Here is a 25,340-nt window from a genome sequence, read left to right on the forward strand (position 1 = left end):
GACGCAGGTCATCCGTCTTCTGTGGCCGCCACGAAGAAAACCCCGCCAAGTGCGAACAAGGCGGGCGCCGTCCAGGCCGCTGTCATGGGGTCAAGCGTGCCGGACGCGCCCAAGCCAAGAAGCAATTCCTGAGTGAAGTAAAGCAGAAAGCCCGCCACGGCGCCCGCCGCCGCGAATCCCGTTGCGCCGCCCAGCCGGTGCAGGCGGAAGGTCGCCGCGCCCGCCAGCATGGCTGCGGCGAACAACAGGAGCGGCTGAGCCAGCAGGCCGTGCCAGCGCAGCTCATAGGCGCGGCTTGAAAGCCCGGCGGCGCGCGCCGACTCGATGACGCCGGGCAGGGCCCAGAAAGATGTCGCTCCGGGCGAGCGCACCCGTTCGAACAAGGCCTGGCGCCCGGTCTGGGTGGGCAGGGCCACGTCGCCAAGGGCGCGTGGCGCCTCGCCCGGCTGGCTTTCCACCCCATTCGTAAGTGTCCAGAACCCGCCGAGCAGCGCGGCGCTGTCTGCGGTGATGCGTCGATCAATCATCGGGGCGCCGCCTGCGCTGCGTGAATAGCGGCGGAACAGCGGGCTGATCAGCTCGGCGCTCTCGGGATCGATGCTGGCGGCGGTGATGATGGTGAAGCCGTTCGCATCAGCCTCGCGCAGCCAGACATCGGTTGACGGGCTGCCGCCGGCGCCGGTGCGGCCTTCAAGCAGCTGGTCGCGCAGGATTTCAAAGCGGGCGTTCGCCGCCGCGCCCGCCGGGTTCAGAACGCCGGCGCTGAACACGCCCAGTGCAAACGTCAGCGCCGCAGCCGGCGCCATGATGCCCCACGCCGAATAGCCCGAGGCGCGCATGACGATGAATTCGCTGCGCCGGCTCAGCCGGAAGAAGGTGAACAGGACGCCGAACAGGACGATGAAGGGCAGCGTCTCCTGAACCAGAAGCGGCGCCTTCAAAAAAGTCAGCTGCAGCACCTGCAACGCCGAAATTCCTGCGCGCGTTGCAATGTCGCGGGAGGTCTCCACGAAATCGACCAGCACGATCACCGCCAGGATCACCGCCGCTGCGCCGGCGACTCCGATAAGGGTTTGCCAGAAGACGTAGCGGGACAGGCGCGACATCATGGCGAAACTCTCTGCGGTCTGAATCGCCGGATCACACGCTGCTTCAGGCCGGGCCGCACGATCAGGTACAGCGCCGCCACGCAGCCGCCGATCGGCAGCCCGTACTGGAGCGGGTTGAGAGCGCTGTCGGAGGCGGCGGCGGCCTGGAGCGCGAACCCGGCGAGGCGCAGGATCAGCGCCGCGGCGCCGGCCATGATGATGAAGCGGGTATAGCCGGTGCGCCGATGCTCCACCGCCATGAACGCCGCCATGGCGAGCAGGGCGAAGGCCAGATTGTACAGCGGCGCCGACAATCGATAGTGGCCTTCGGCGTAGAGATCCTCGCGCGACCTGGCCCGGGCGATCTCCGATGCGCTGGGATCGAGCAGTTCGGGCAGGTATTTGTCGCTTTCCTTGAACGTGAAGGACGCCGAAGAATCGATGAAGACCGAGAGGTCGAACTCGGTTGAATCAAATGTGACCGCGGTCTGGGCCCCCTGTTCGTCGAGCCAGGTGCGCACGCCGTTCTCCAGCAGCATGACCGGTCCGGAATCGGCGCGCACGACGACGCCGCGCTGCGCCGAGTAGGCGACGGCGAGGTCCTCGCTGCCGTCTTCGATGAAGACGTCATACATCACGCCGTTATCGCCGATCTCGCGGGTGTAGAAGGTGACGTTCTCGCCGAGGCGGACAAATTCGCCCTCGCGCATGAAATTCGCCACCACGTCGGTGCGGATCTCGTAGAGCACTTCGCGCATTTGCCGAAAGCTGGCGGGCTGAACGAACAGGTTGACCGCCAGATTGATGATCACCGCATAGATGGCCAGGCGCAGAAACGGCGACAGCCGCTCTCGCCGGCTCAGACCCGCCGCTGCGCCGACGGTCAGCTCTGAGTCCGAGATCATGCGGTTCATTGCAATGGCGCAGGCCAGGAAGACTGCGATCGGCATCAGCAGCGCCATCACCTGGGGCGTCGCCAGCAAGGTGATCTGGAACAGGGCCAACGCAGTCCCGCCGTCCTCAGCCACCAGATCGATGTTCGACAGCGATTGAGTCAGCACCGCCAGCCCTGTCAGAGCGCCCATGGTGGCGAGAAACGGCCCGCGAACCTGGCCGAACGTATAGCGCTGAAACAAATTCATGGAGCGGCGCGAATCCCGGGGCTGGAAAAGGACATGATGACGCTGCGACTTCTAACGCGGGTTTTGATGGGATACCACTGCCTGTGAAGACCGTTTTTTTACGGCGCAGGCCGCAGGCCATGCGCCGGCATTCGCAAGAGGACCGATATGAAGATCAAATTCGCTGACTCCGCCTCCGGTGACGTTGTCGCAGCTCCGGTTTATTCCGGTTGCGCCCTGTCCGACGCCGCCAAGGCGCTGGACGCCGAAGCCGGCGGTGCGCTGGAGCGCGCCATGAAAGCCTCCCGCTTCAAGGGCGATGCGGGCCAGACCCTGGAAATCGCTGCGCCCACCGGCGTGAGCACGGCCAAGATCGTTCTGTTCGGCCTGGGCGAGAAGAAGTCGGTGGACGGCAACACGCTTGAAAAGGCCGCCGCCACCGTGGTGAAGGGCCTGCTCACCTCCGGCGCCAAGACCCTGTCGCTTCGCCTGGACGTCGCGGCCGATCTGGAAGGCGTGGGCCGGGCCGGCCTGGGCGCGACGCTGGGCGCCTACCGTTTTGATAAATACCGCACCAAGCTTTCCGAAGACAAGAAACCCTCGCTGACCAGCGTCGAGATCGTCGTTGAGGACGCCAAGGCCGCCAAGAAGGCCTGGGCGGACTGGGAAGGCGTCGCCGACGGCGTGCATCTCGCCCGTGACCTGGTCATGGAAGTGCCCAACGTGCTCGGCCCGGAAGAATACGCCCGCCGCTGCAAGAAGCTGGAAAAGCTGGGCCTCGAGATCGAGGTGCTTGGCGAAAAAGAGATGAAGAAGCTGGGCATGGGCGCGCTTCTGGGCGTCGGCCACGGCTCGGTCCAGGAATCCCAGATGGTCATCATGAAGTGGACGGGCGCCGCCGCAGGCGAGCAACCGGTCGGCTTCGTGGGCAAGGGCGTCACGTTTGATTCCGGCGGCATCTCGCTCAAACCCGGCCAGGGCATGGACGAGATGAAGGGCGATATGGGCGGCTCGGCCGCGGTCGTGGGCGCCATGGCGGCGCTGGCTCAGCGCAAGGCCAAGGTCAACGCGATCGGCATAATCGGCCTGGTGGAGAACATGCCCGACGGCGCGGCGCAGCGCCCCGGCGACATCGTCACCTCCATGTCCGGCCAGACCATTGAAATCCTGAACACCGACGCTGAAGGCCGCCTCGTGCTGGCCGACTGCCTCTGGTACATGCAGCAGGAATTCAACCCGAAATTCATCGTCAACCTGGCCACGCTCACCGGCGCGATCCTGGTGGCGCTGGGTCAGGAGCACGCCGGCATCTTCTCCAACGACGACACGCTGGCTGAAAACCTCTCCAAGGCCGGCAAGGCCAGCGACGAGACGGTCTGGCGCCTGCCCCTGGGCCCCGAATACGACCGCCAGATCGACAGCCCTGTCGCCGACATGAAGAATATCGGCGAGGGCCGCAACGCCGGCTCCATCACCGCGGCGCAGTTCCTCCAGCGCTTCGTCAACGACAAGCCCTGGTGCCATATCGACATCGCGGGCGTGGGCATGAACGCCAGCTCCAAGGATCCGCGCAACCCGGCTTTCGGCACCGGCTACGGCGTGCGCCTTCTGGACCGCCTCGTTCGCGATTTCTACGAGGCGTAAGGGTCCCAAGGGATGTCCTCCCCCGCTCGCGGGGGAGGCGGCTCTTGCGGGCGGAGGGCTGAATGGCCGAGCTTTGGTTCTACCACCTTGAACGCATCCGCGTGGAGGACGCCTTGCCCGAGCTTCTCGGCAAGCTTCTGGCGCGGGGCGGGCGGGCGGTTGTGACCAGCGGCCAGGAGAGCCGCCTCACCAGCCTCGATCAGCATTTATGGACTTTTCGTGAGGACAGCTTCCTGCCTCACGCCCTGGCCGGGGGCGAGCATGACGGCGATCAGCCGGTCCTTCTTTCGCCTGAGCCTGTAAACCCGAACGCTGCGACCATGCTGTTCTGCCTGGACGGCTGCGATCCGGGCGATGTGAGCGCCTGGGAGCGGGTGGTGGTGATGTTTGAAGCCTCAGACGAGACCGCCATCGCCAAGGCCCGCGCCCTCTGGGCGGCGCAGAAGAAAACCGATACCGTGATCAGCTATTGGCGCCAGAACGAGGCGGGCCGTTGGGAGAAACAGGGATGATGCGCATCGCCGCTTTCGTGCTGGGCGCTGCTTTGCTGAGTGGATGCCAGACCATGCCCGGACAAAATCGACCTGAAACGCCCGAAGACGCGCCGGGCTATAATTTTGGCGGCGAGCGCGGGCCGGACACCGGCGAGGACAGCAGCGAGGACAGCGGCCCCTCCGGCGGCCCGGACGCAAGCGACGGCTCGCCGAGCTGCCCGGCGGCCGCCTATCAGGTGCTGGTGGGCCAGCCCATCGGCGAGATCCACACAGACAGCCTGCCCAGCCCGCGCCGCATCTATGGCCGCGGCGACATGATCACCATGGACTACCGCTCCGACCGCCTGAACATCGTCACAGGTGATGACGGGCGCGTGGTGGAGGTGAAGTGCGGGTAGGGGCTTTGTCCTACCTCACAGGATTTTCGGGCCTCCCATGAATTCCCGGCCAAGGGCGAAGCCCGCCGAGCCGGGACCTCAGGCAGGATAGCGCCTTACGCTGGACCAGGTCCCGGGTCTGCGCCCATCGGGCTTGTCCGGGAATTCACTGAAGTCGGCCTCGGCTAGACCGCCAGCCTAAGCCGCAGCCTAAACCCCCGCCTCAACCTTCGCCGCTTCATAGGCCTCCTCCGCCTCCAGCCACGCGTTTTCGGCTGCTTCGATCATCTCAACGCAGCGCGCACGCTTTCTGGTAAGGTCGGTGGCCATGGCGGGATCTTTCTCCCACAGGCCGGTCACGGCGAGGCCGGCGTCGATCTTCTCCAGCACGCCCTTGAGCCGCTCGATCTCGCGCTCCTGCTTCGCGGCCTCGGCTTTCAGCGGCTTCAACCTGTCGCGGGCCTGGGCGGCGGTGCGGCGGGTTTCGGTCTTCTGGCCGCCCGTGGGTTTTGATTTGTCGCGCGGCTTGGTTTCTCCCTGCAGAAGCTCGCGCCGGTAATCGTCCATGTCGCCCTCATAGGCGCGCACCGTGCCGGCCTCGGCGATCCACAGACGATCGACGCAGGATTCAATGAGATTGCGGTCGTGGGAGATGATGATCACCGCGCCGGCGAAGTCGTTGATGGCGCTGATAAGGGCCTCGCGGCTGTCCATGTCCAGATGGTTGGTCGGCTCGTCCAGGATCAGCAAGTGCGCGCCATCAAACGTGATGAGGTTCATCAACAAGCGCGCCTTCTCGCCGCCGGACAGCTTTTCGGCCGGGGTCTCCTGGCGGTCGGCGGGCAGGCCGAAGCGCGCCAGGCGCGCCCGGCGTTCGGCCTCGGTGGCATGGTCCATGCGCTCCACCACATGGGTGTAGGCGGAATGTTTGGGAGACAGCGCGTCGATCTGGTGCTGGGCGAAATGGGCCACGACCGCCTTCTTGTGCATCCCCATGCGCCCGTCCGTGACCGAGAGCGCGCCGGTCAAGAGCTTGGCGAAGGTGGACTTGCCCGCCCCGTTTCGGCCCAGAAGCCCGATCCGGTCGTCGGTGTCGATGTTGAGGTTCAGGCCCTTCAAGATCGGCTTGCCGTCGCTGTAGCCGGTCTCCGCCCCGTCAAAGCGCACCAGCGGGTTACCCATGCGGCGTCCGGCGTTGGGAAACTCGAACGGCGCCACCGGATCGGCCACAACGGTGGCGATGGGCTGCATCTTCTCCAGGCGCTTCACCCGGCTTTGCGCCTGCTTGGCCTTGCTGGCCTTGGCCTTGAACCGGTCCACGAAGGCCTGAAGGCGGCGTTTCTCATCCTCCTGGCGCTCGATCATCTTCATCTGAAGGCGCTGGCGCTCCGACAGCTGGCGCTGGAACTGGTCATAGCCGCCTTCCCATACCGAGATCTTGCGATCTTTCAGGTGGGCGATGGCGTGAACGCTGGCGTTCAGCAAATCGCGGTCGTGGGAGATGATCAGCGCGGCGCCGGGAAACTTCGCCAGATGGTTTTCCAGCCAGACCGCGCCCTCCAGATCAAGATAGTTGGTGGGCTCGTCCAGCAAGAGCAGGTCGGGATTGGCGAACAGCGTCGCGGCCATGGCCACGCGCATGCGCCAGCCGCCGGAAAACTCGGCGCAGGCGCGCTGCTGATCGACGCTGGAAAAACCCAGCCCGTTCAGGATCGTCCCGGCGCGCGCCTCGGCCGAATGGGCGTCGATATCAGCGAGCCGCGTCTGGATTTCGGCAATGCGGTTGGGCTCGGCGGCGGTCTCGGCCTCGCTCAGCAACGCGGCGCGCTCCTTGTCGGCGGCGAGCACATAGTCCATCACCGGGGTCGAGCCCGCCGGCGCCTCCTGCTCGATCGTGCCCACGCGCGCGCCGGCCTGCACGCGAACCTCGCCGTCATCGGGGCTGGCGTCGCCCAGGATCAGGCGGAACAGGGTGGATTTGCCGGTGCCGTTGCGGCCCACCAGCCCGATCCGTGTCTTGGCGGGCACGTACAGAGTCGCCGCGTCGAAGAGGACCCGGCCTTCGATCCGGTGGGTGAGGTCGTTCACATGCAGCATGGCGATGCGCCTAGCACGGCTTCACACCGGCTCAAAGCGTCGTTATAAGCCGCCGCGCACTCCTCCCCATCTTCCCGCTTAAAGGACTGAACCCATGGCTATCCAGCGCACCTTCTCGATCATCAAGCCCGACGCCACCGCGCGTAACATCACCGGCAAGATCAACGCCATGATCGAAGACGCCGGCCTGCGCATCATCGCCCAGAAGCGCCTTCACCTGTCCAAGGCCCAGGCCGAGGGCTTCTACGCGGTGCACAAGGAGCGCCCCTTCTTCAACGACCTGGTGTCCTTCATGATTTCCGGACCCGTCGTGGTCCAGGCGCTGGAAGGTGAAGACGCCATCGCCACCTACCGCAAGGTGATGGGCGCCACCAACCCGGAGAACGCCGAGGAAGGCACCATCCGCAAGACCTTCGCCGAGAGCATCGAAGCCAACTCCGTGCACGGCTCCGACGCCCCGGAAACCGCCGCCGAAGAAATCAAGTTCTTCTTCACCGACGACGAAATCGTCGGCTAGATCCGGCGTTTAATTGCTGAACGAAAAGCCCCGGCGCGAACGCTCGCGCCGGGGTTTTTCTGTCAGCGCCGCGCTAATTGCGTCTCACATGGCGGGCGCTAATCCAGCCCCGGCTTCTTCCTGAGCGCCTTGCGCTTGGAATTCACCGCCTTCTTCTCCTTCTGGCGTTTCACCGAGGAGAGGGACGGCCGCGATTTCTTGCGGGGCTTGGGGGCCTTGCTGGCCTTGTCGATAAGGGCCTTGAGGCGGTCGCGGGCCTCTGTGCGGTTGCGTTCGCGCGAGCGCTCGTTCTCGGCGGTGATGAGGATCACCCCGTCCTTGGTGAGGCGCGAACCGGCGAGGCGGGCGAGGCGAGTCTTGACGGCGGGGGCGAGATCGCTGCCCGCCATGTCGAAGCGCAGCTGCACCGCGGATTCGGTCTTGTTCACGTGCTGGCCGCCGGGGCCGGAGGCGCGGGTGAACAGCTCCTCGATCAGGGCGTCGTCAATCGTGATCTGATCGTTGACGCGCATCAGCCTGACACCGGCTTCAGGCTGATCGACAGCGCCGCACCGGCCAGCGCTCCGGCGGCGAGGCCGGCCAGGACCCAGACGCCGAAGAGCTGGAATCCCGCCCCGGCGATCGCTCCCACGATAAGCAGCAGGATTCCGATGACGGTGTTGGACACCGCCGTGTAGGCGGCGCGGGTTTCCGCGTCGCCAAGATCCACAAGATAGGTGGAGCGCCCGAGCCTGACGCCCTGATGGCCGAAGGCGAGCAGGAACAGCATGGCGGCGTGGAAGATGAACGCGTTCGCGGCCGGAAGCCCGGTTTCCACGACGATCAGCACCCCGATGAGAGAGACGGCGGCGGTGGCCCCGCCGGCCGCCAGAACCCACCGGCTGGACTGGTCCGAGAGGCGCCCAAGCACCCATCCGCCCCCGAAACTCGCCGCCGCCGAGGCCATGAGAAATCCCCCAAGTCCGGCGAGATCCGCGCCGGCTTCTCCACGGGCGATGGCCACCAGAAAAGGGGGAGAGATGGAGGTCGCGATCATCAGCGTGCGCGCGATGACGAAGCGCGCAAACGCCGGGTCGGACTTGAGAAGGCTGAGCTGCTTGATCGCTTCTGCAAACCCGTTCGCGCCGCCCTCGGTTGCGCCTTTCTCCTCCACGATCATCAGATACGCGAAGGCCGCGATGACCCACAGCCCGGCGGCGAAGGCCAGCATCCCCGCGATCGCGGTGGCGTTGGCGTCCGGCGCCAGGATCAGCGCCGCCCCGAATATCAGGGCCGCCAGCCCCGACGCGCTGCTGGCGTAGCCGCCCACCGCGCCGCGCCTGGTCTTGGAGACGGTCTTGCCAAGCACGTCCTTGTGGCTGACCGAACACAGGCTTCGAAACACTGCGAACACCGCCAGCAGAGCCAGGATCAGCCAGCCGGCGAGAGCGCCTTGAAGGGTGAGCGCGCACACCGCCATGAGCGCCAGCGCGCCGGCCTGACCGAAACTGCCCGCCGCCCAGACGAATTTGCGCCGCTCACGCCGCCGGATCGCGGCGGAGACGAAGAGCTGGGGCAGAAGCGCGCCGGCTTCGCGCACCGGCGCGATCAGCCCGATCAGGAAGGCCGGCGCGCCCAGCGCCGAGAACAGCCAGGTGAGGGTGAGCTTGGGATCGGCGATGCGGTCGCCGGTCTTGGTGAGCGACAGGGCGAAGGTGGACAGCGTCCAGTTACGCGGCAGATGCCGGCAGGCGCTCTCCGGCACGTCCTTGCAGACGCGCGCCTCGGCGTCGCCATAGAGCGCGTCATACACCGCCTCAGCGGCGGCGTCGGCGTGTGTGTCGGGGCGTTGGGCGGGCGCGCTCATCCGCCCGGATTATAGAGGACGGCGTGCTCGCTGGCGGCGGCGGACTTGTCGATCTTCACCCGCTCAGCCGTGACGCGCGCTTTGCCCTCAGCCACCAGCTTCAGGCAGGCCGGGTAAAGCTTGTGCTCGGCCTCCAGCACGCGGGCGGCCAGGCTGTCGGCGTCATCGGTGGGCAGAACCGGCACGGCGGCCTGGCCGATGATCGGACCGTCATCCATGTCGGCGCGCACATAATGGACGGTTGCGCCGTGAATGCGCACGCCTTGTTCCAGCGCCCGCTCGTGGGTGGAGACGCCCTTGAACGCGGGCAGAAGCGAGGGATGGATATTGACCATCCGGTCCTTCCACTTGTCGACTATCCAGGGTGTGAGGATCCGCATGAAACCGGCGAGCGCGATCAGCTGAACGCCCTCAGCGCGCAGTTTTTCATCGAGCTCTTTCTCGAACCCCTCCCGGTCATCGCCATAGAGCGTGTGGTCCAGGAAGGTCGCGGCCACCCCCGCCTTGCGCGCCCGCTCAAGGCCCAGAGCGCCGGCCTTGTTGGACAGCACCATCACGATTTCGGCTGGAAAATCAGCGTCCGCGCAAGCATCCAGCAAAGCCTGCAGGTTTGATCCGCGCCCTGAAATGAGCACGGCGACTTTCATCTTCGCCATGTCAGACCGCTTTCAGCTCGCCGATGATGAAGGCGGGTTCGCCCGCCTCGTTCAAACGCGTAACGAGCGATTTCGCTGCGTCGGCGTCCACTGCGCAAATCATGCCGATCCCGCAATTGAACGTGCGGCGCATCTCGTCCTCCGCGACGCCGCCGGCCTCCTGCAGCCACTGGAACACCGCCGGGCGCGGAAAGCGCGCGTAATCCACCTCGAAGGTCAGGTGATCGGGCAGCATGCGCGGCGTGTTCTCGGTGATCCCGCCGCCGGTGATGTGCGCCAGGCCCTTGATCACGCCTTCGCGGATGAAGGGCAGCAGCGCCTTCACATAGATGCGGGTCGGCGCCAGAAGCGCTTCGCCCAGTGTGGAGCCCGGCGCAAACGGGGCGGGGGAGTCAAACGACAGACCGGCATGGTCGATGACGCGCCGTATCAGGGAGTATCCGTTGGAGTGGGGACCGGAACTGGCCAGCCCTATCAACAAATCGCCCGGCTTCATGTCCTCAAGGCGGGGCAGCAATGTGCCGCGCTCCGCCGCGCCCACCACGAACCCCGCCAGATCGAAATCCTCGCCCGAATACATCCCCGGCATTTCTGCGGTTTCCCCGCCGATCAGCGCGCAGCCCGCCTGACGGCAGCCGTCCGCAACGCCCGAGACGATCGCGCGGCCCTTTTGCGGGTCAAGCTTGCCGGTGGCGAAATAGTCCAGGAAAAATAAAGGCTCCGCACCCTGTGCCAGCACATCGTTGACGCACATGGCCACAAGGTCGATCCCCACCGTGTCAAGCTTGCCGGTGGCGATGGCGAGCTTCAGCTTGGTGCCGACCCCGTCGGTGCCGGACACCAGCACAGGGTCTGCAAAGCCGGCGGCCTTGAGATCGAACGCGCCGCCGAACCCGCCCAGCGCCACGTCCGCGCCCGGCCGCGCGGTGGAGCGGGCGAGCGGCTTGATGGCGTCCACGAGCGCGTCGCCGGCGTCGATGTCGACGCCGGCCTGGGCGTAGGTGAGGCCGGGTGTTTTGGGCGTGTCGGACAAGGAGCGTCTCCGCTATGCTCAGATCATTGTCGCTGCATAACCAAGATTGTCCACGCTTGCGAGCCTCCTGCGGCGCCCTGAAGGGCTTCACCGCAGCGCCGACGCGCGTATAGTCGCCGCGTGCAATCGCGCGCTTGTAATTGAGGGGACCGCCATGAGCACGCTCAAAGCCGCCAGACATCTCGCCGCCCTGGGCCTGACGTTGCTGATCGCCGCATTCGCCGCGCCGGCCTTCGCATCGCCCTACACCGTCTCCGGTATAGAGATCGACGCCGAGGCCAGCACAGCCTTTGACGCTCAGCGCACGGCGCTGACGCAGGGCCAGACCCGCGCCGCGCGCACCCTCATCGAACGGCTGACCCTGGCCGAGGACCGGATGGAGGCGCAGCTTCCGGCGCTCGATCCCGATACGGCTGCGCAGCTCATCGCCGGCCTGCAGATTTCCGACGAGCAGCGCTCCGCCACCCGGTACCGGGCGCGTATCACGGTGGATTTTGATCCGCGCGCGGTGCGCAATTATCTCACCGGGCGGCAGCTTCCCTTTGTGGAAAGCCAGGCGGAGCCGGTCCTGGTGGTTCCTGTGATGGACGGGCAAAGCGGCGCCCAGATCTTCAGCGGCCCCTGGTATGACGCCTGGCTTGACGGCGGATACGCCAATTCGCTTACCCCGATGATCGCGCTCGGCTCGCGCCGGGGTCTCGACGGCGGACCTGTGGGCCGCGGGATCATCTCCGCCGGCCAGGCGCAGTCGCTGGATACAGGCGCGCTGCGCGAGCTGGCCGAGGCGTATGGCGTGAACAGCGTCGCCGTGATTCAAGTACGCTCAAGTTCGGGCGGCGTGCGTGCTGCGGGCGATCTTGTGCGATTCAACCGGGGCGAGGACGGCCCCGAGATTGAATCAATCCCCAGCCAGATCGTGAGCGGCTACGGTGAAGCCGCGCGCGCCATCGTGCGCGAGCGCGAAGAGGCGTGGAAGCGTCAGGCGGTGGTGCGCGGCGGCGAGTCGGCGCAGCTGGAGATCACGCTGCTGTTCAATTCGTTGCGCGAATGGCGCGCGCTTCAAAGCGCCGTGGCCGGCGCTTCGCTGATCGAAAACGCCCGACTGGACGCCATCTCACGCACCGGGGCGGCCATGACGATCACCCATCGCGGCGCCCGCGAGCAGGTTCGCTCCGAACTCGCTGCGCGCGGGGCGGCGTTCTCCGAAGACTCTGAACTTGGCTGGACGGTCCGCCCCCGCTGATGCCTGCACCCCAGCTCGCGCTCGACCTCGCGCTCGCCCCGGATTATCGCGCAGAGAGTTTCGCCGTCAGCGAAGCCAACGCCGGCGCTCTGGCGATGGTCAATCGCTGGCCGCGGTGGCGGCAGGGCCATCTTCTGCTGACTGGACCTTCAGGAAGCGGCAAGACCCATCTGGCGCAGATGTGGCGCGCGCGCTCCGGCGCCATGGCGCTTCACGCAAGAAAGCTTGGCCGCGAACTGGTCCTGGTGGGGCGCGGCGCCAGCGTGCTTGTGGAGGATATCGACCAGGGCCTTGATGAAGACGGGCTGTTTCACCTGATCAACCGCGCGGCCGGCGACGCCGGGGTGAGCGTTCTGATCACCGGGGCGGGCGCGCCTGAGGACTGGGGCTTTGCGCTGGCCGATCTCAATTCGCGCCTGGCCGCGGCCGAGCGCGCGGTGCTGCACGGCCCAGACGACGCCTTGCTGCGCCAGGTCATGGAAAAGCTGTTCCGCGACCGGCGGACCCCGCTGTCTCCGGGGGTGCTGGACTACATCCTCACTCGCACCGAGCGGTCTGTGGATTTCGCCCGTACACTGACGGCCTGGCTTGATCGGGAGGCGCTGGCGCGTAAAGGCCCGGTCACTCGCACTCTTGCGCGAGAAGGTCTCGCCGCTCTATCAGGCGGGTAAGCGGCACTCACACGCGCCCGCCAGGAGGCTCTCCATGAACGACGCCACGCCGTCGACGGTCAAAGCAGAGCAGGTGGACGTGCCCGCGCTCATGCAGTCGCCTGACCGTTTCCTGAACCGGGAGCTGTCCTGGCTGCAGTTTAATTGGCGTGTCCTTGAAGAGGCGGCCAACCCCGGCCATCCGGTTCTGGAGCGGCTGCGGTTTCTGTCCATTTCGGCGAGCAATCTGGACGAGTTCTACATGGTGCGTGTGGCCGGCCTGCGTGCGCAGTTGCGCAACGGCGTCGACCGGCCCGGCATGGACGGCCTGAATCCGTCCGAGCAATTGGCGCGAATCGACGCCGCGGCCTCAGATCTGATGAGCGCCCAGCAAACAGCCTGGCGCGACGTGCGCGACGCCCTGAAGACCCAGGGCGTGGAACTGGTGGGCGCGGACGAGCTCACCCGTCAGGAGCGCGCTTGGCTGCGCGATGATTTTCTGGCCCACACCTTGCCGGTGATCACGCCTTTGGCCGTTGATCCGGCGCACCCGTTTCCCTTCATTCCCAATCTGGGCTTCGCGGTGGTTCTCAAACTGAAGCGCGAGAGCGATTCAAGAATCATGAACGCGCTGCTTCCCCTGCCGGCCGGGGTGAAGCGATTTGTGGAGATCCCCACCAGCGATCTGGACAGCCAGGGCCGTCCGGTGAAACGCTTCATCGCGCTGGAGACCATCCTCATCCTGTTCGTGGACGCCCTGTTTCCCGGCTATCAGCTGGTGGGCAAGGGCGCGTTCCGGATCATTCGAGACAGCGATATCGAGATCGAGGAAGAGGCCGAAGATCTGGTGCGCGAGTTCGAGGCGCTGCTCAAGCAGCGCCGGCGCGGCGTTCTGGTGCGCCTGAAGATCGAAGCCTCCATGCCCGAAGAGCTGCGCCGCTTCATCATCCAGCAGCTTCACGCCGAACGGCAGGACGTTCAGCTTGTGGACGGGCTTCTGGGCCTGGCGCAGCTGTCCCAGCTGATCCCGGACGAGCGCCCGGAGCTGAAATTCACGCCCTACGAGCCGCGCTTTCCCGAGCGCATCAAGGACCATGGCGGCGACGTGTTCGCGGCGATCCGGGCCAAGGACCTCATCGTCCACCACCCTTATGAGAGCTTTGATGTGGTGGTGGAGTTCCTGCGCCAGGCCGCGGTGGATCCGGACGTCATCGCCATCAAGCAGACGCTTTACCGCACATCGAAGAATTCACCCATCGTCGCGGCGTTGATCGAGGCGGCCGAGAACGGCAAGAACGTCACCGCTCTGGTGGAGCTGAAAGCGCGCTTTGACGAGGAGGCGAACCTTAAATGGGCGCGCGATCTGGAGCGCGCCGGGGTTCAGGTCGTCTATGGCTTCATCGAGTACAAGACCCACGCCAAGATCTCCCTGGCGGTGCGGCGCGAAGGCAGCGAACTGCGCACCTACGCCCATTTCGGCACCGGCAACTACCATCCGATCACGGCGAAGATCTATACCGACCTTTCGCTGTTCACCGCCGAACCGGCCTTCGGGCGCGACGCCGGGCGAATTTTCAACTTCGTCACCGGCTACGCCAAGCCCCAGGGGCTGGAAAAACTGGTGATCAGCCCCCTGAAAATGCTGGAATTCATTTGCGAGAAAATCGATCGCGAGATCGCGAATGCGCGGGCCGGAAAGCCGGCGGCGGTGTGGGCGAAGATGAATTCTCTGGTCCATCCCAAGGTGATCGACAAGCTCTATGAGGCGAGCCAGGCGGGGGTGCGCTGCGAGCTCATCATTCGCGGCATCTGCTGTCTGAAGCCGGGCGTACCGGGCCTGTCGGAGAATATCCGGGTCAAATCCATCGTCGGACGGTTCCTGGAGCATTCGCGCATCGCCTGCTTCGCCAACGGCGCGCCGATGCCGAGCCCGCAGGCTGAGATCTATATCTCAAGCGCCGACTGGATGCCGCGCAATCTGGATCGGCGGATCGAGACGTTGTGCCCGATCGAAAACCCGACCGTGCACCGCCAGGTGCTTGATCAGATCATGGTGGCCAATCTCAATGACGAAACCCAGAGCTGGTACATGAATCCGGATGGAAGCTATTTGCGCGTCGATCTGGCCGATGTGGCTGATCCTTTCGCCGCCCACGCCTATTTCATGACCAATCCTAGCCTCTCCGGGCGCGGTCACGCCCTCAAGCACGACCAGCCGCCGGCCTTTCCCTTCGTCGGAAAGCGCAATTGAGCGTGAACCCGGCCAGCAGCGAAGCAGAGCGCCGCGACGCCGCGGTCATCGATGTCGGCTCAAATTCGGTGCGCCTGGTGCTGTTTCGCGTGGAGGGGCGGGCGCTGTGGCCGGTCTTCAACGAGAAGACCATGGCAGGGCTCGGACGCGGCGCCCGAGAGAGCGGCCGGCTCAGTCCCGATGGCGTGGAGACGGCGCTGCGCACGTTGAAGCGCTTTGCCGCGCTGCTTGACGCCAAGGGTGTCGAGTCGCGCCAGGCGGTGGCGACGGCGGCGGTGCGCGATTGCGAAGACGGCCCTGATTTCGTCGCGCGGGTGCGTGAAGAGACCGGGCTGGAGATCCAGGTCCTCTCCGGCGAGGAGGAGGGCCGGCTGTCCGCGCTCGGCGTGCTGGCGGGGATCGGGCAGGCGGACGGCCTCGCCGGAGACCTGGGTGGATCGAGCCTGGAGTTCGCACGCCTGGACGGACGCAAGGCCGGCGAAGCGATCAGCTTGCCGCTGGGTCCGCTGGCTGTGCTCTCCGACGCAGGCGACTTCAAGGCGTTCCGCCCCGTGGTCGATGAGGCGCTGGAGCGCGCCGCGCCGCTGCTGGAGAGCTCCGGGCCGACCTTTTACGCGGTCGGCGGCGCCTGGCGGTCGTTTGCGAGCCTGGCCATGGCGCTCAACGATTATCCGCTGCGTCTGCTCCATCAGTATACGCTTTCAGCCGCGCAGATCGCCAAGACCGCCGACTTCGCCGTGAGCCAGAGCGACACGTCGCTGGCCAGCATACCCGGCGTCTCCTCCAAGCGCGCCGGCATGCTGGGGTATGCGGCGCTGCTGCTGAAGCGGATCGTGCGCCGGGGCGACTTCAAGGAGGTGGTGTTTTCCGCCAACGGCCTGCGCGAGGGCGTGGTCTGCGCTCAGGACATGCGTCTTGTGAGCGATGGCGACCCGCTGGTCTCCGGCGCCGAAGCGCTGGCTCGCAACGCCTCGCCCGAACCGGCGTTCGGCCGGGTTCTGGGCGACTGGATCGAGCCGGTGTTTGACTGCGAGGCGGACGGGTTCGGCCCGGGCCGAGACGCCCTCCTGCGCCAAAGCGCGGCGAGGCTGGCGGATATGGGCGCGCGCATGCATCCAGACCATCGCGCGGACTTGAGCGCGACCCAGACGCTTTATGCGCCGTTTGGAGGCGTCACCCATCGCGAGCGTGCGTTCCTGGCGCTGAGCATTCATCACCGCTATGCGGGCAAGAAGCAGCGCGACGAGAGCTGTCCCTCCCGCCGTCTTCTCAATGACGACGAAGAGACGGCCGCGCTCAAGCTGGGCCTCGCCTTGCGGCTCGGCGCTGCGATTTCGGGGCGGAGCGCGCGGGTCCTGCAATCGTTCGCGCTTGAGCGCAGCAAGAGCGAGCTGGTGCTGAAGGTCAATCCGGGCGGTGAAGCGCTGGTCGTGGAGCGCGCCCGCCAGCGCTTTGATCAGCTGGCCGGCGCGCTGGGCCTTGAGCCGCGTGTGATCTAGCCGGACCGTTCGAAAAATATAGGCGCACGCGGGTGAATTGAGTTAGAACACAGCCTGGCTGTCATCACATCCGGGAGGTATTTTCCATGAAGACGCTTTGGACCACATCCGCACTCGCCGCCATCCTGGTTGCGCTTTCCGCCTGCGCGCCGGAGGCCGGGGACACTGAAGGCCCGGTCATCGAGACCGCGGGCGAAGAAGAAGCCGCCGCCGATACGATGATGGACGGCGAAGACGATACCGACGAGGCCATGGACGACGCCACGGACGACACCATGGCCGAGCCCGCCGCGATGGAGGAGGGCCCCTCCGGCATCGAGGCGATCCTCGCCGATCCGCGCCGCGAGGCCGACCGCGCCCGTGATGAATTCCGTAACCCGGCTGAAACGATGGCGTTCTTCGGCGTCGAGCCGAGCGACACCGTGGCCGAGGCCCTGCCGGGGGGCGGCTGGTACACGCGCGTCGTGCTGCCCTATGTCGCGCAAGAGGGCCGCTATCTGGCGCTGAACTATCAGCTTGAGCTCTGGGAGCAGCTCTACGGCGATCGCTGGACCGAAGAAACCGCCGCCGAAATGGCCGCCTGGCCTGAGACAGTCCCCGCAGCGCTGGCTGACAACGGCCCGGTGGAAGCCTCTCAAATCAGCGCCTACACGCTCGACGCCATTCCCGAGAGTGAAGACGGCCAGGGCGACGTGGTTTTGTTCGTGCGCGCCCTTCATCACCTGAACCGGTTCGGCGGCGACCATATGCAGGTCGCGCTGGGCGAAGTCTTCGACTTCCTCAAGCCCGGCGGCGTCGTCGGCGTGGTCCAGCACCGCGCGCCTGAAGACATGGACGCGGAGATGACCACCGGCTCGCGCGGCTATCTCAAGCAGTCCGACGTGATCGCGGCCTTTGAAGCGGCCGGCTTCGTGCTGGACGCCTCCTCGGAGATCAACGCCAATCCCGGCGACACGGCCGCCCATGAGCAGGGCGTGTGGGGCATGGCCCCCAGCAACGCCGGAGACAGCGAGGGCGAGGACGTGCCGCCGGCGCAGTCGCTGGGCGAAAGCGACCGCATGACACTTCGCTTCATGAAGCCCGCATAAGGCTTTATCAAAGCGCAGAAAAATTGACGCGCCGGCCTTCGGGCCGGCGCGTTTTTTCATGTCATCGTGATGACCGCGTAGAGCACGTAGATACCGATGATGGCGATTCCCTCAAACCCGATGCCTTTGCTCTGACGCCGCAGAAGGCCGAGGATCAGCACGGACGTCATCAAAAGCGTCGCCGAGAGGCCCATGACCGTCTTGTCGGTCATGGCGTGATAGATCGAGCCGTCGCGATAGGCGATATCGGACGCGGCCAGAAACAGCGTGTCGAAGACATTGCCGCCAATGATCCCGCCCAGAGCCAGAGTGAGCGCGCCGCGGCGCACCGCCGCGATGGTGGTCACCAGCTCCGGCAGGGAGGTGATGATCGCGGTGATGAGGGCGCCGATGGCGGCCTGCGCCAGGCCCGATTGCTCGGCCAGGGCGATGGCGCTCCGGCTCACGGCGAAGCCTGCAATCCCGGTCACAAGGGCGAGCCCGGCGAAGACGAGCCACAGCCCCGGTCCGGCGCCCGGGGCGTCGGCGTCGTCCTCTCCCGCTTCAATCTCGTCGGTCTGGGTCTCGCGATCGACTTCGGGCGCCCACATGGGATCGTTGCGCATCTTTCTGATGACCCGAAGCCCGTAGATATATCCGGCGAACAGGATCGGCGTGGCCGGGTGAATGTTCAGCACGGTGAACTCCGGACCCGCCATGGCCATCAGGGGTACGGCCAGCATGGCGCACAGAAGCGCAGCCTGAGCCATGCCCGAGAGCGACGCGGCGGCGTGCTCCAGATTGGCCCGCCGATAGGTGAAATCGGCGACCGCCAGAAACAGGGTCTGCACCGCGATGCCGCCCACCGCATTGGAGATCGACAGCTCGGCATACCCCTCCCAGGCGGTGGTCAGCGAGGTGATGATGCCGGGCAGCGAGGTGGCCGCGCCCAGTAAGATCGCGCCGGTGACCGCTTCGCCCCAGCCGGTGGCGTCGGCCAGCTCATCAGCCTTGCCGGCCAGCCTTGATCCGGCGAGCAGGATGATCACAGCGCTGATGACCAGCACGCCCACCACCAGCAGGAGCGGTGCGCCTTCGGTAAATGAAAACGACATTGGGGAGCTAACGCGCAGGTGCGCCCTGCGGCTCCACAGACGCTTCGATCCGGGCCGCTGATGCGTTAGAGTGTAGGGGCTTTATGGTTTTCAAGAGGATTTCCAATGCTGGATCTCGTTCTGTCTCTCAGTCTCGCCGCGGCGCAGGCCAACGCCCCCATGGATCAGGTCACAGGCCTCTGGGCCACCGGCGATAATGGCGGCCGCGTGCAGGTGGAGCCCTGCGACCGCGATGAGGCGCTGCTGTGCGGCGCCCTCGTGGACGCGCAGGTGCTGCAATCGGAGCCGGAGACGCGAGACGCCAACAATCCCGACCCCGCCTTGCGTGACCGGCCCCTGCGCGGCGTGCGCGTCCTTGACGGGTTTGAGCGCGGCGAAGACGGAGCGTGGACGCCGGGACTGCTCTACGACCCTGAAGAGGGCCGTGAGATCAGCCGTGGCCATGTGAAGCTGGTGGCGCAGGATCGCCTGGAAGTGCGCGGCTGCGTCGCCTTCATCTGCCGCACCCAGGTCTGGGAGCGGGTGGAGGAGGGCGCCTAGAGCCTTTTCAGCGAAAGTGGGTACCGGTTTCGCGGTTCGAAAAGGCGGCAAGTCAAAGATCTAGAGCGCGGCGCGGATCTGGCCGGCGAGTGTTTCCAGCTCGTCCGGATCGGCCTTGTCTCCACCGCCATGGCCCTTGATATCGGTGTCGGACCAGCGCGGAATGACATGAAAATGGATATGAAAGACGGTCTGTCCGGCGGGCGCACCGTTGAACTGAGCCACCATCACTCCGTCGGGTGACAGCGCCTTATCAACGGCTTGCGCCAGCTTTTTCACGTGAAGGATCGCGGCCTGCGTGCTGGTCTCGGAGAGCTCGAGGAGGTTTCGCGCCTTCTCCTTGGGAACCACCAGACAGTGCCCCCTCGACTGGGGAAACACATCCATGAACGCCAGGACGTGTTCGTCCTCGAACACTTTCACGCACGGCGCGTCGCCGCTGAGGATCTTGGCGAAGATATTCTCGTCGTCATAGGTCCCGTGAAGGCTCATGGCTTGCTCCCGTTATCTGGATCAGGTGTCTTTCTTGTAGGGCGTTTCAGCCTCGAGCGCCAACCGCTCCGCCTCTACGGCGGGGCGTTCCTGTTTCAGGAAATCGCCGACCGCATCGCGCAATCCGGGATGGACGATGTCGTGAGCGGAGTAGACAAGCTGCGGCCGATAGCCCCTCGCCAGCTTGTGCGAGCCTTGCGCGCCGGCCTCCACGCGCTTGAGGCCATGGGCCAGGGCGTAGTCGACGGCCTGATGATAGCAGAGCTCGAAATGCAGGCTGTCATGATCTTCAAGACAGCCCCAATAGCGCCCGAACAGGGTCTCGGACCCGATGAAATTCAGGGCACTGGCGATAAGGACGCCCTCGCGCTCGGCGGTGACCAGCAGGACCTTATCCGCCATGCGCTCATGGATGATCCGGAAGAATTCGCGGTTGAGATAGGGCGTGCCCCATTTGCGCGCGCCGGTGTCCTGGTAACAGGCATAGAAGAAATCCCAGTGCGCATCGGTGAGGGCGGATCCTGAAACCTGTTCTATTACAACTCCATCCTGGGCGTTCTTGCGCTCTTTCCTGAGCGCTTTGCGCTTTCTCGAGCTGAGCGCGGCGAGGAAATCCTCGTAGTCGCGATAGTCCGCTGTGTCGAAAATGAACTGGATATCCTGCCGGGGCATGAGGCCGGCCTCGGTGAGCGTTCCAAGGTCGTTCATCGTGGGAAACAGCAGATTCCAGCCGGACGTGTTCATCTCACGGGCGGCCTGGCGGGCGGACCGTATCAGGACCTGCGCGATTTCGGGGTCCTGCGCCAGCACCCGCCGCCCGGTGGCCGGGGTGAACGGCACGGCGGTGAGCAGTTTTGGATAATAGCGCCCGCCGGCGCGCTCCAGCGCATTGGCCCAGCCGTGATCGAACACGTACTCGCCATAGGAGTGTCCTTTGAGATAGAGCGGCAAGGCGCCCACCAGCGTTCCGTCGCCATCCTCCGCGAGCAGGTGGCGCGGGCCCCAGCCGGTTTCCTCCACCGCCGAACCGCTGGATTCCAGAGCCTCGAGATAGTCCCAGCTTAAAAACGGATCATAGGCGGCGTCCGCCGGGTTCGCCACGGCGTCCCAGGCGTCCCTGTCCACCTCTTTGAGGCGTTCGATCATGCGAATGGAGAGGTCAGTCATCACCGGCGCCGGACTGCTGCGACCGGAGATATAGGCGTGCGCACCGCGCTGGTCAGGGGGTGATCTCCACGATCGCATCCACTTCAACGGCGGCGTTCAGCGGCAGCACCGCCACGCCCACCGCCGAGCGCGCATGCCGCCCGGCGTCGCCGAACACCTCCACCATCAGGTCGGAAGCGCCGTTGATCACCTTGGGCACGTCATAAAAGCCGGGATCGGCGTTCACGAACCCGCCGAGCTTCACGATCTGTCTCACCCGCGACAACTCGCCGCCGCAGGCTTTTTTGAGCTGGGCGATGAGGTTTATGGCGCACAGCCGCGCCGCCGCCTGACCGGCCTCCAGATCTAGATCGGCGCCGAGCCGGCCGGTCACCAGACCGTCGGGCCCGAGCGAAATCTGTCCCGAAACATGCACTTGGTTTGCGCATGTCTGGAAGGCCACGTAATTGGCCACCGGCGCTGCAGCGTCGGGCAGCGTCAGTCCGAGCGATTTCAGGCGGGCTTCGATATCGGCCATGGCGGACTCCCAGGAAAGACGATCAGCTCTGATTGGCTCAAACCGCCCGGTCTTGCAATGGTGTAAGGGTTGAAGACCTTGTCGGCTGCAGGCATGTTACCGCGAGCTGGGGGCGAGGCATGACGGTTGAGAACAGCGCATGGCGTATGACGCCGGAGTGGCGGCGGTGAACCGCGAAACCAGCTTCGCGACGCGGGACGGTCGCGTTCTGTCGGGTTGTCTGTTCGCACCGCGCGATCCGGTCGCCGTCATGGTGATCAATCCGGCCACCGGCTACACGGCGCGCTTCTACCACGCCTTCGCCCAGGCCGCCGCCAACCATGGCTGGGCGGTGCTCACCTTTGATTACCGCGGGCAGGGCGCGTCCGCCGATCGTCCGGTGAAGGACGATCCGGCGCGCATGATCGACTGGGCGCTGGAGGACATCCCGGCGGCGGCCCGCCATATCTGCGACTTGCACCCCGGCCTGCCGCTGGACGTAATCGGCCATTCCGTGGGCGGGCAGTTCGCCGCCTTTGTGCCCCAGGACCTGCCGGTGCGCCGTCTGGCGCTTCTGTCGTCCTCCAGCGGCTATTGGGGCCGTCAGAGCGCGCCGCTGAAATACGCCGCCTGGATGTTCTGGCGCCTCGTCGGTCCCGCCCAGATCGCCATGCGCGGCCATATCCCGCGCGGCGCGCTGTGGAAGGGCGAGCCGCTTCCCGCGGGCGTCTGGAAGGACTGGCGTGATTTCGGCGTCAATCCAGCCTGCTTCCGCGATCGCTTCGCCGAGCGGGGCCTCGACGGGCGCTATGCCCGCTTCACCGCGCCGATCAAGGCCTGGACCGCCGATGACGATCCCATCGCCACGTGCGACGCGGTGCGCTGGCTCCTGGAGCGCTATGAAAACGCGCCCAGCGAGATGAAGGTCGTGCGCCACGATGATCTCGGCCGCGGGCGCCTGGGCCATGACGGGCTGTTCCGGCGCAAGACCGCCGACGTGTTCTGGCCCCAGGTCTTCCGCTGGCTCGCCCTGGAAGATCGCCAGGCGGCGGCCGAGTAGAGCGCAATAAATGTACACTCTGCATATCGCCAACAAGAACTACTCCTCGTGGTCGCTGCGCCCCTGGATCATGATGCGCATGGCCGGCGTCGCGTTTGAGGAGACGCTGCATCCCTTCAATCCCGACGGGCCGAGCCGCCCCGACTTCCTGAAGTTTTCCCCCAGCGGTCAGGTCCCGGTCCTGTACGACGGGACCCTGAAGGTCTGGGATTCGCTCTCGATCCTGGAATACCTCGCCGAGCGCCATGACAGGTTCTGGCCGGTGGACAGCGGGGCGCGCGCCTGGGCGCGCTCGGCCTCGGCGGAGATGCATTCGGGCTTCTCGGCCCTTCGCAGCCAATGCGCCATGAGCGTCGGGGTAAAGGTGCGCCTGGCGCGCATCGACGCCGCGCTGCAGGCGGATCTGGACCGGCTTACTGAGCTTTGGGAGCAGGGTCTGGACCGGTTCGGCGGCCCGTTCCTGGCCGGCCTGGACTTCACGATTGTGGACGCCATGTTCGCGCCGGTGGCGTTTCGCATCCGCTCCTACGAGCTTCCTGTCGGTGAGCGCGCACAGGCCTACGCCGCACGTCTGCTCGCGCTTCCGGCCATGGCGGACTGGGAGGCGGCGGCCCTGGCGGAGCATTTTCGCGAACCCCGTCACGACGCCGAGATCGCCGCCGTGGGTGAAGTGCTGGAAGACCGCCGCGTCGCGCCTTAGCGTTTTTTCTCGCCGGGCTTGAGCAGGCGGCCCTTCACCACTGCGGTGTCGCCGAATTTCGCGCGCGCGGCGTCCACCGCCCGTTCCGCCCGGGCGCGCTTCATGGCGCCGGCGTCCAGGAGATCGCCGGCGTCACCGAGCGCCGGCTCCAGTACCGAATACCCTGCGCCGATAAGCCGGTAGCTCACCCCCTCCGGTTCCCGGTCCAGGAGCTCGGCGGCGTTGCGGAACAATGTGTCGGCCAGCTGGGCCGGCTGGGCCAGCGTGCGGCGCCGCGTCAGCGTCTTGAACGCGCCGGTCTTGATCTTCAGCGTCGCCACCCGGCCCGCGACGCCGTCGGCTTTCATCCGGTCGGCGACTTTGACGCACAGCGGCCAGAGCTCGTCCTTCAGCGCGGTCTTGTCGGTGATGTCGTCATTGAACGTGGTCTCCGCCGACACCGATTTGCGCTCGCGCTCTGGATTGACCGCGCGATTATCGATCCCGCGGGCGATCCGCGCGAGGCGCAGGCCGCTTTCGCCATAGCGCCGGGCCAGCTCGGCCTCAGGGCGTTTAAGCACGTCACGCAAGGTGGAGAGGCCGTCGGCGTGGAGCTTCCTGGCGAACACCGGACCGACGCCGAACACCGCCGACACCTTCATTTGGGCGAGAAATTCCGGCGCCTCGGCGCGCCCGATCACGGCGAACCCGTTGGGCTTGTCCAGCTCCGAGGCGGTCTTGGCGAGGAATTTGTTGAAGCTCAACCCCACCGAGACGGTGACGCCGACCTCCTGATAGATCCGCTTTTGAAGGCGCAGCAGCGTCAGGGCCGGAGAGGCGGCGTGGAGACGCTCGGTGCCGGAGAGATCCAGGAAGGCCTCGTCGATGCTGAGAGGCTCCACAAGAGGCGTCACGTCCTCCATCATCGCCCTTATGCGTCGGCCTTCGGCCGAGTAGAGCGCCATGCGGGGGCGCACCACCACCGCATCGGGACAGGCCTTGAGCGCCTTGAACATGGGCATGGCAGAGCGCACGCCGTGAAGCCGCGCCACATAGCAGGCCGTGGAGACGACCCCGCGGCGCCCTCCACCAATGATCACCGGCTGGTCCTCCAGGCTGGGATCGTCGCGCTTTTCAATGGCGGCGAAGAAGGCGTCGCAATCGATATGGGCGATGGCCAGCGCGTCCAGCTCGCCATGGCGCAGAACCCGGCGCGAGCCGCAGGCCGGGCACACGGGCGCCTGCGCCGACACGGGAGTCAGACAGGTGCGGCAATATCCGCCGGTCACCTCTGTGCTCGCGGGTGCGGATCAAGCCATGCGGCGCCGCGCACGCCCGAACTGTCGCCATGGACGTTTCGTCGTACGCGGGTGCGCGGCTCGTCGGTGAAGAGGAAAGGCGCCATGGCCGCTTCAAGATCCGGCGCGAGGTTCTTCAGGTTTGATACGCCCCCGCCCAGCACGACGAGTTGTGGGTCGAGGATATTGATAACGCTGGCGAGACTGCGCGCCAGGCGGTCGAGGTGATAGGCGAGCGTTTCGCGCGCCATCAGATCGCCGCCGGCCGCGGCCCCGGCGATCTCCTCCACGGTTCTGCGTTCGCCGGTGCGCCGTTCATGATCAGCGCTCAGGGCCGGGCCGGAGCACCAGGCCTCGACGCAGCCATGGAGCCCGCACTTGCACGCCGGTCCGGGCGTCTCTGACGCCGTGGGACGTGCGAGAGGGATATGGCCCCATTCGCCTGCATTGCCGTCATGGCCGGTCACAAGGCGCCCGTCGATCACCACCCCGCCGCCGACGCCGGTTCCGACAATCACGCCAAAGACGCTGGCCGCTTCGGCGCCGGCGCCGTCGACAGCTTCCGACAGCGCAAAGCAGTTGGCGTCGTTGGCGCAGGCCACCGGGCGGGCAAGGGCGTCGCAGAGGTCCTTGTCCAGGGGGCGGCCATTGAGTTCGGTGGAGTTGGCGTTGCGCATGAGGCCCGTTCGCGGGTTAAGCGAGCCGGGATGGCCGACGCCTGCATGAGGGGCGGAGATCCCTGTTTCGGCCTCCACCGCTTCGACGAGGGCGCGCACCGCCCTGATCTTCGCGTCATAGCCGGGCGGGCTCGGCGCGCGCTTTCGCGCCACCCATTCGCCGCGCGGGCCCAGCATGGCCGCCTCGATTTTCGTCCCGCCCAGATCCACGCCGATTCGGTGCATTGCGCCGC

The 25,340-nt window shown here is 66.1% G+C and carries 25 protein-coding genes; 12 read left to right on the forward strand and 13 right to left on the reverse strand.

Annotated features, from left to right (window positions below):
- Window positions 1-8: 8 nt before the first annotated feature.
- Window positions 9-1,109 (reverse strand): LptF/LptG family permease, encoded by a 1,101-nt coding sequence (locus ACWCOP_RS06650; protein WP_478250442.1) that lies wholly within the window; start codon window positions 1,107-1,109, stop codon window positions 9-11.
- The gene (locus ACWCOP_RS06655; RefSeq protein ID WP_478250443.1) at window positions 1,106-2,230 is read right to left on the reverse strand and encodes an LptF/LptG family permease; all 1,125 of its coding nucleotides are present in this window, start codon (window positions 2,228-2,230) and stop codon (window positions 1,106-1,108) included. The genes ACWCOP_RS06650 and ACWCOP_RS06655 overlap by 4 nt, the downstream gene beginning before the upstream one ends.
- Before the next feature lie 147 nt (window positions 2,231-2,377).
- Between ACWCOP_RS06655 and ACWCOP_RS06660 the strand changes: the two genes are divergently transcribed.
- The 3 genes from ACWCOP_RS06660 to ACWCOP_RS06670 all read left to right on the forward strand — a co-directional run bounded on the left by ACWCOP_RS06660 (window position 2,378) and on the right by ACWCOP_RS06670 (window position 4,745).
- Complete coding sequence (locus ACWCOP_RS06660; protein WP_478250444.1) at window positions 2,378-3,853, forward strand: leucyl aminopeptidase; 1,476 nt, start codon at window positions 2,378-2,380, stop codon at window positions 3,851-3,853.
- Between the two features lie 62 nt (window positions 3,854-3,915).
- A complete protein-coding gene (locus ACWCOP_RS06665; protein WP_478250445.1) occupies window positions 3,916-4,365 on the forward strand; it encodes a DNA polymerase III subunit chi in 450 nt (149 codons plus the stop codon).
- Complete coding sequence (locus ACWCOP_RS06670) at window positions 4,362-4,745, forward strand: I78 family peptidase inhibitor (protein ID WP_478250446.1); 384 nt, start codon at window positions 4,362-4,364, stop codon at window positions 4,743-4,745. Before ACWCOP_RS06665 ends, ACWCOP_RS06670 begins: the two co-directional genes overlap by 4 nt.
- Before the next feature lie 189 nt (window positions 4,746-4,934).
- Here ACWCOP_RS06670 and ACWCOP_RS06675 read toward each other — a convergent pair whose 3' ends face one another.
- The gene (locus tag ACWCOP_RS06675; protein ID WP_478250447.1) at window positions 4,935-6,821 is read right to left on the reverse strand and encodes an ABC-F family ATP-binding cassette domain-containing protein; all 1,887 of its coding nucleotides are present in this window, start codon (window positions 6,819-6,821) and stop codon (window positions 4,935-4,937) included.
- A 94-nt stretch (window positions 6,822-6,915) separates the two neighbouring features.
- On the opposite strand from ACWCOP_RS06675, the gene ndk reads away from it, so the two are divergent.
- Window positions 6,916-7,338, forward strand: a complete 423-nt coding sequence (ndk, locus tag ACWCOP_RS06680) for a nucleoside-diphosphate kinase (protein ID WP_478250448.1) — start codon at window positions 6,916-6,918, stop codon at window positions 7,336-7,338.
- 98 nt (window positions 7,339-7,436) lie between these two features.
- Here ndk and arfB read toward each other — a convergent pair whose 3' ends face one another.
- Genes arfB through purM form a run of 4 tightly spaced genes read right to left on the reverse strand, consistent with a single transcriptional unit; the run spans window position 7,437 to window position 10,873 of the window.
- Window positions 7,437-7,850 carry an alternative ribosome rescue aminoacyl-tRNA hydrolase ArfB gene (gene arfB, locus ACWCOP_RS06685; RefSeq protein ID WP_478250449.1) on the reverse strand — a complete coding sequence of 138 codons (414 nt, stop codon included), beginning with the start codon at window positions 7,848-7,850 and terminating at the stop codon, window positions 7,437-7,439.
- Complete coding sequence (locus tag ACWCOP_RS06690) at window positions 7,850-9,184, reverse strand: MFS transporter (RefSeq protein WP_478250450.1); 1,335 nt, start codon at window positions 9,182-9,184, stop codon at window positions 7,850-7,852. The genes arfB and ACWCOP_RS06690 overlap by 1 nt, the downstream gene beginning before the upstream one ends.
- The gene (gene purN / locus ACWCOP_RS06695; RefSeq protein WP_478250451.1) at window positions 9,181-9,840 is read right to left on the reverse strand and encodes a phosphoribosylglycinamide formyltransferase; all 660 of its coding nucleotides are present in this window, start codon (window positions 9,838-9,840) and stop codon (window positions 9,181-9,183) included. The genes ACWCOP_RS06690 and purN overlap by 4 nt, the downstream gene beginning before the upstream one ends.
- 1 nt (window position 9,841) lies before the next feature.
- Complete coding sequence (gene purM / locus ACWCOP_RS06700) at window positions 9,842-10,873, reverse strand: phosphoribosylformylglycinamidine cyclo-ligase (protein WP_478250452.1); 1,032 nt, start codon at window positions 10,871-10,873, stop codon at window positions 9,842-9,844.
- A 154-nt stretch (window positions 10,874-11,027) separates the two neighbouring features.
- Here purM and ACWCOP_RS06705 point away from each other — a divergent pair, with 154 nt between their 5' ends.
- From ACWCOP_RS06705 to ACWCOP_RS06725, 5 genes are all read left to right on the forward strand, one after another.
- Window positions 11,028-12,116 (forward strand): DUF2066 domain-containing protein, encoded by a 1,089-nt coding sequence (locus ACWCOP_RS06705; RefSeq protein ID WP_478250453.1) that lies wholly within the window; start codon window positions 11,028-11,030, stop codon window positions 12,114-12,116.
- Window positions 12,116-12,787: a P-loop NTPase family protein gene (locus ACWCOP_RS06710; protein ID WP_478250454.1), complete on the forward strand. Its 672-nt coding sequence runs from the start codon at window positions 12,116-12,118 to the stop codon at window positions 12,785-12,787. Before ACWCOP_RS06705 ends, ACWCOP_RS06710 begins: the two co-directional genes overlap by 1 nt.
- 34 nt (window positions 12,788-12,821) lie before the next feature.
- Complete coding sequence (locus tag ACWCOP_RS06715) at window positions 12,822-15,017, forward strand: RNA degradosome polyphosphate kinase (RefSeq protein WP_478250455.1); 2,196 nt, start codon at window positions 12,822-12,824, stop codon at window positions 15,015-15,017.
- A 2-nt stretch (window positions 15,018-15,019) separates the two neighbouring features.
- The gene (locus ACWCOP_RS06720) at window positions 15,020-16,516 is read left to right on the forward strand and encodes a Ppx/GppA phosphatase family protein (protein ID WP_478250661.1); all 1,497 of its coding nucleotides are present in this window, start codon (window positions 15,020-15,022) and stop codon (window positions 16,514-16,516) included.
- A gap of 86 nt (window positions 16,517-16,602) precedes the next feature.
- Entirely contained in the window at window positions 16,603-17,604 is a 1,002-nt protein-coding gene (locus tag ACWCOP_RS06725) for a class I SAM-dependent methyltransferase (RefSeq protein ID WP_478250456.1), read from the forward strand.
- 56 nt (window positions 17,605-17,660) lie between these two features.
- Here ACWCOP_RS06725 and ACWCOP_RS06730 read toward each other — a convergent pair whose 3' ends face one another.
- Window positions 17,661-18,698 carry a sodium:calcium antiporter gene (locus ACWCOP_RS06730; RefSeq protein WP_478250457.1) on the reverse strand — a complete coding sequence of 346 codons (1,038 nt, stop codon included), beginning with the start codon at window positions 18,696-18,698 and terminating at the stop codon, window positions 17,661-17,663.
- Between the two features lie 105 nt (window positions 18,699-18,803).
- Here ACWCOP_RS06730 and ACWCOP_RS06735 point away from each other — a divergent pair, with 105 nt between their 5' ends.
- Window positions 18,804-19,238 carry a DUF2147 domain-containing protein gene (locus ACWCOP_RS06735; protein WP_478250458.1) on the forward strand — a complete coding sequence of 145 codons (435 nt, stop codon included), beginning with the start codon at window positions 18,804-18,806 and terminating at the stop codon, window positions 19,236-19,238.
- A 60-nt stretch (window positions 19,239-19,298) separates the two neighbouring features.
- On the opposite strand, the gene ACWCOP_RS06740 is transcribed toward ACWCOP_RS06735, so the two are convergent.
- From ACWCOP_RS06740 to ACWCOP_RS06750, 3 genes are read right to left on the reverse strand one after another with little or no spacing between them, the layout of a single operon-like run.
- A complete protein-coding gene (locus ACWCOP_RS06740; RefSeq protein ID WP_478250459.1) occupies window positions 19,299-19,730 on the reverse strand; it encodes an HIT family protein in 432 nt (143 codons plus the stop codon).
- 21 nt (window positions 19,731-19,751) lie between these two features.
- Complete coding sequence (locus tag ACWCOP_RS06745; RefSeq protein WP_478250460.1) at window positions 19,752-20,897, reverse strand: GNAT family N-acetyltransferase; 1,146 nt, start codon at window positions 20,895-20,897, stop codon at window positions 19,752-19,754.
- 52 nt (window positions 20,898-20,949) lie between these two features.
- Window positions 20,950-21,414: a RidA family protein gene (locus ACWCOP_RS06750; protein WP_478250461.1), complete on the reverse strand. Its 465-nt coding sequence runs from the start codon at window positions 21,412-21,414 to the stop codon at window positions 20,950-20,952.
- Window positions 21,415-21,553: 139 nt separating this feature from the next.
- Between ACWCOP_RS06750 and ACWCOP_RS06755 the strand changes: the two genes are divergently transcribed.
- Window positions 21,554-22,453, forward strand: a complete 900-nt coding sequence (locus tag ACWCOP_RS06755) for an alpha/beta hydrolase family protein (RefSeq protein WP_478250462.1) — start codon at window positions 21,554-21,556, stop codon at window positions 22,451-22,453.
- Window positions 22,454-22,463: 10 nt separating this feature from the next.
- A complete protein-coding gene (locus ACWCOP_RS06760; RefSeq protein WP_478250463.1) occupies window positions 22,464-23,153 on the forward strand; it encodes a glutathione S-transferase family protein in 690 nt (229 codons plus the stop codon).
- Here the strand turns inward: ACWCOP_RS06760 and ACWCOP_RS06765 are convergent.
- The gene (locus ACWCOP_RS06765) at window positions 23,150-24,421 is read right to left on the reverse strand and encodes a DNA polymerase IV (RefSeq protein ID WP_478250464.1); all 1,272 of its coding nucleotides are present in this window, start codon (window positions 24,419-24,421) and stop codon (window positions 23,150-23,152) included. The two genes, ACWCOP_RS06760 and ACWCOP_RS06765, sit on opposite strands and share 4 nt — an antisense overlap.
- Complete coding sequence (locus tag ACWCOP_RS06770) at window positions 24,418-25,332, reverse strand: ROK family protein (RefSeq protein WP_478250465.1); 915 nt, start codon at window positions 25,330-25,332, stop codon at window positions 24,418-24,420. The genes ACWCOP_RS06765 and ACWCOP_RS06770 overlap by 4 nt, the downstream gene beginning before the upstream one ends.
- Window positions 25,333-25,340: the final 8 nt, after the last annotated feature.

This window comes from Apolloniradiicaulis salifontis (genome assembly GCF_053756655.1).

Excerpts from the sequence above, each read along its gene's own strand:
- ACWCOP_RS06650 (WP_478250442.1), bottom strand. The coding sequence starts at position 1,109 with ATGATGTCGCGCCTGTCCCGCTACGTCTTCTGGCAAACCCTTATCGGA.
- ACWCOP_RS06655 (WP_478250443.1), bottom strand. The coding sequence starts at position 2,230 with ATGAATTTGTTTCAGCGCTATACGTTCGGCCAGGTTCGCGGGCCGTTT.
- ACWCOP_RS06660 (WP_478250444.1), top strand. The coding sequence starts at position 2,378 with ATGAAGATCAAATTCGCTGACTCCGCCTCCGGTGACGTTGTCGCAGCT.
- ACWCOP_RS06665 (WP_478250445.1), top strand. The coding sequence starts at position 3,916 with ATGGCCGAGCTTTGGTTCTACCACCTTGAACGCATCCGCGTGGAGGAC.
- ACWCOP_RS06670 (WP_478250446.1), top strand. The coding sequence starts at position 4,362 with ATGATGCGCATCGCCGCTTTCGTGCTGGGCGCTGCTTTGCTGAGTGGA.
- ACWCOP_RS06675 (WP_478250447.1), bottom strand. The coding sequence starts at position 6,821 with ATGCTGCATGTGAACGACCTCACCCACCGGATCGAAGGCCGGGTCCTC.
- ndk (WP_478250448.1), top strand. The coding sequence starts at position 6,916 with ATGGCTATCCAGCGCACCTTCTCGATCATCAAGCCCGACGCCACCGCG.
- arfB (WP_478250449.1), bottom strand. The coding sequence starts at position 7,850 with ATGCGCGTCAACGATCAGATCACGATTGACGACGCCCTGATCGAGGAG.
- ACWCOP_RS06690 (WP_478250450.1), bottom strand. The coding sequence starts at position 9,184 with ATGAGCGCGCCCGCCCAACGCCCCGACACACACGCCGACGCCGCCGCT.
- purN (WP_478250451.1), bottom strand. The coding sequence starts at position 9,840 with ATGGCGAAGATGAAAGTCGCCGTGCTCATTTCAGGGCGCGGATCAAAC.
- ACWCOP_RS06705 (WP_478250453.1), top strand. The coding sequence starts at position 11,028 with ATGAGCACGCTCAAAGCCGCCAGACATCTCGCCGCCCTGGGCCTGACG.
- ACWCOP_RS06710 (WP_478250454.1), top strand. The coding sequence starts at position 12,116 with ATGCCTGCACCCCAGCTCGCGCTCGACCTCGCGCTCGCCCCGGATTAT.
- ACWCOP_RS06715 (WP_478250455.1), top strand. The coding sequence starts at position 12,822 with ATGAACGACGCCACGCCGTCGACGGTCAAAGCAGAGCAGGTGGACGTG.
- ACWCOP_RS06725 (WP_478250456.1), top strand. The coding sequence starts at position 16,603 with ATGAAGACGCTTTGGACCACATCCGCACTCGCCGCCATCCTGGTTGCG.
- ACWCOP_RS06730 (WP_478250457.1), bottom strand. The coding sequence starts at position 18,698 with ATGTCGTTTTCATTTACCGAAGGCGCACCGCTCCTGCTGGTGGTGGGC.
- ACWCOP_RS06735 (WP_478250458.1), top strand. The coding sequence starts at position 18,804 with ATGCTGGATCTCGTTCTGTCTCTCAGTCTCGCCGCGGCGCAGGCCAAC.
- ACWCOP_RS06740 (WP_478250459.1), bottom strand. The coding sequence starts at position 19,730 with ATGAGCCTTCACGGGACCTATGACGACGAGAATATCTTCGCCAAGATC.
- ACWCOP_RS06745 (WP_478250460.1), bottom strand. The coding sequence starts at position 20,897 with ATGACTGACCTCTCCATTCGCATGATCGAACGCCTCAAAGAGGTGGAC.
- ACWCOP_RS06750 (WP_478250461.1), bottom strand. The coding sequence starts at position 21,414 with ATGGCCGATATCGAAGCCCGCCTGAAATCGCTCGGACTGACGCTGCCC.
- ACWCOP_RS06755 (WP_478250462.1), top strand. The coding sequence starts at position 21,554 with ATGGCGTATGACGCCGGAGTGGCGGCGGTGAACCGCGAAACCAGCTTC.
- ACWCOP_RS06760 (WP_478250463.1), top strand. The coding sequence starts at position 22,464 with ATGTACACTCTGCATATCGCCAACAAGAACTACTCCTCGTGGTCGCTG.
- ACWCOP_RS06770 (WP_478250465.1), bottom strand. The coding sequence starts at position 25,332 with ATGCACCGAATCGGCGTGGATCTGGGCGGGACGAAAATCGAGGCGGCC.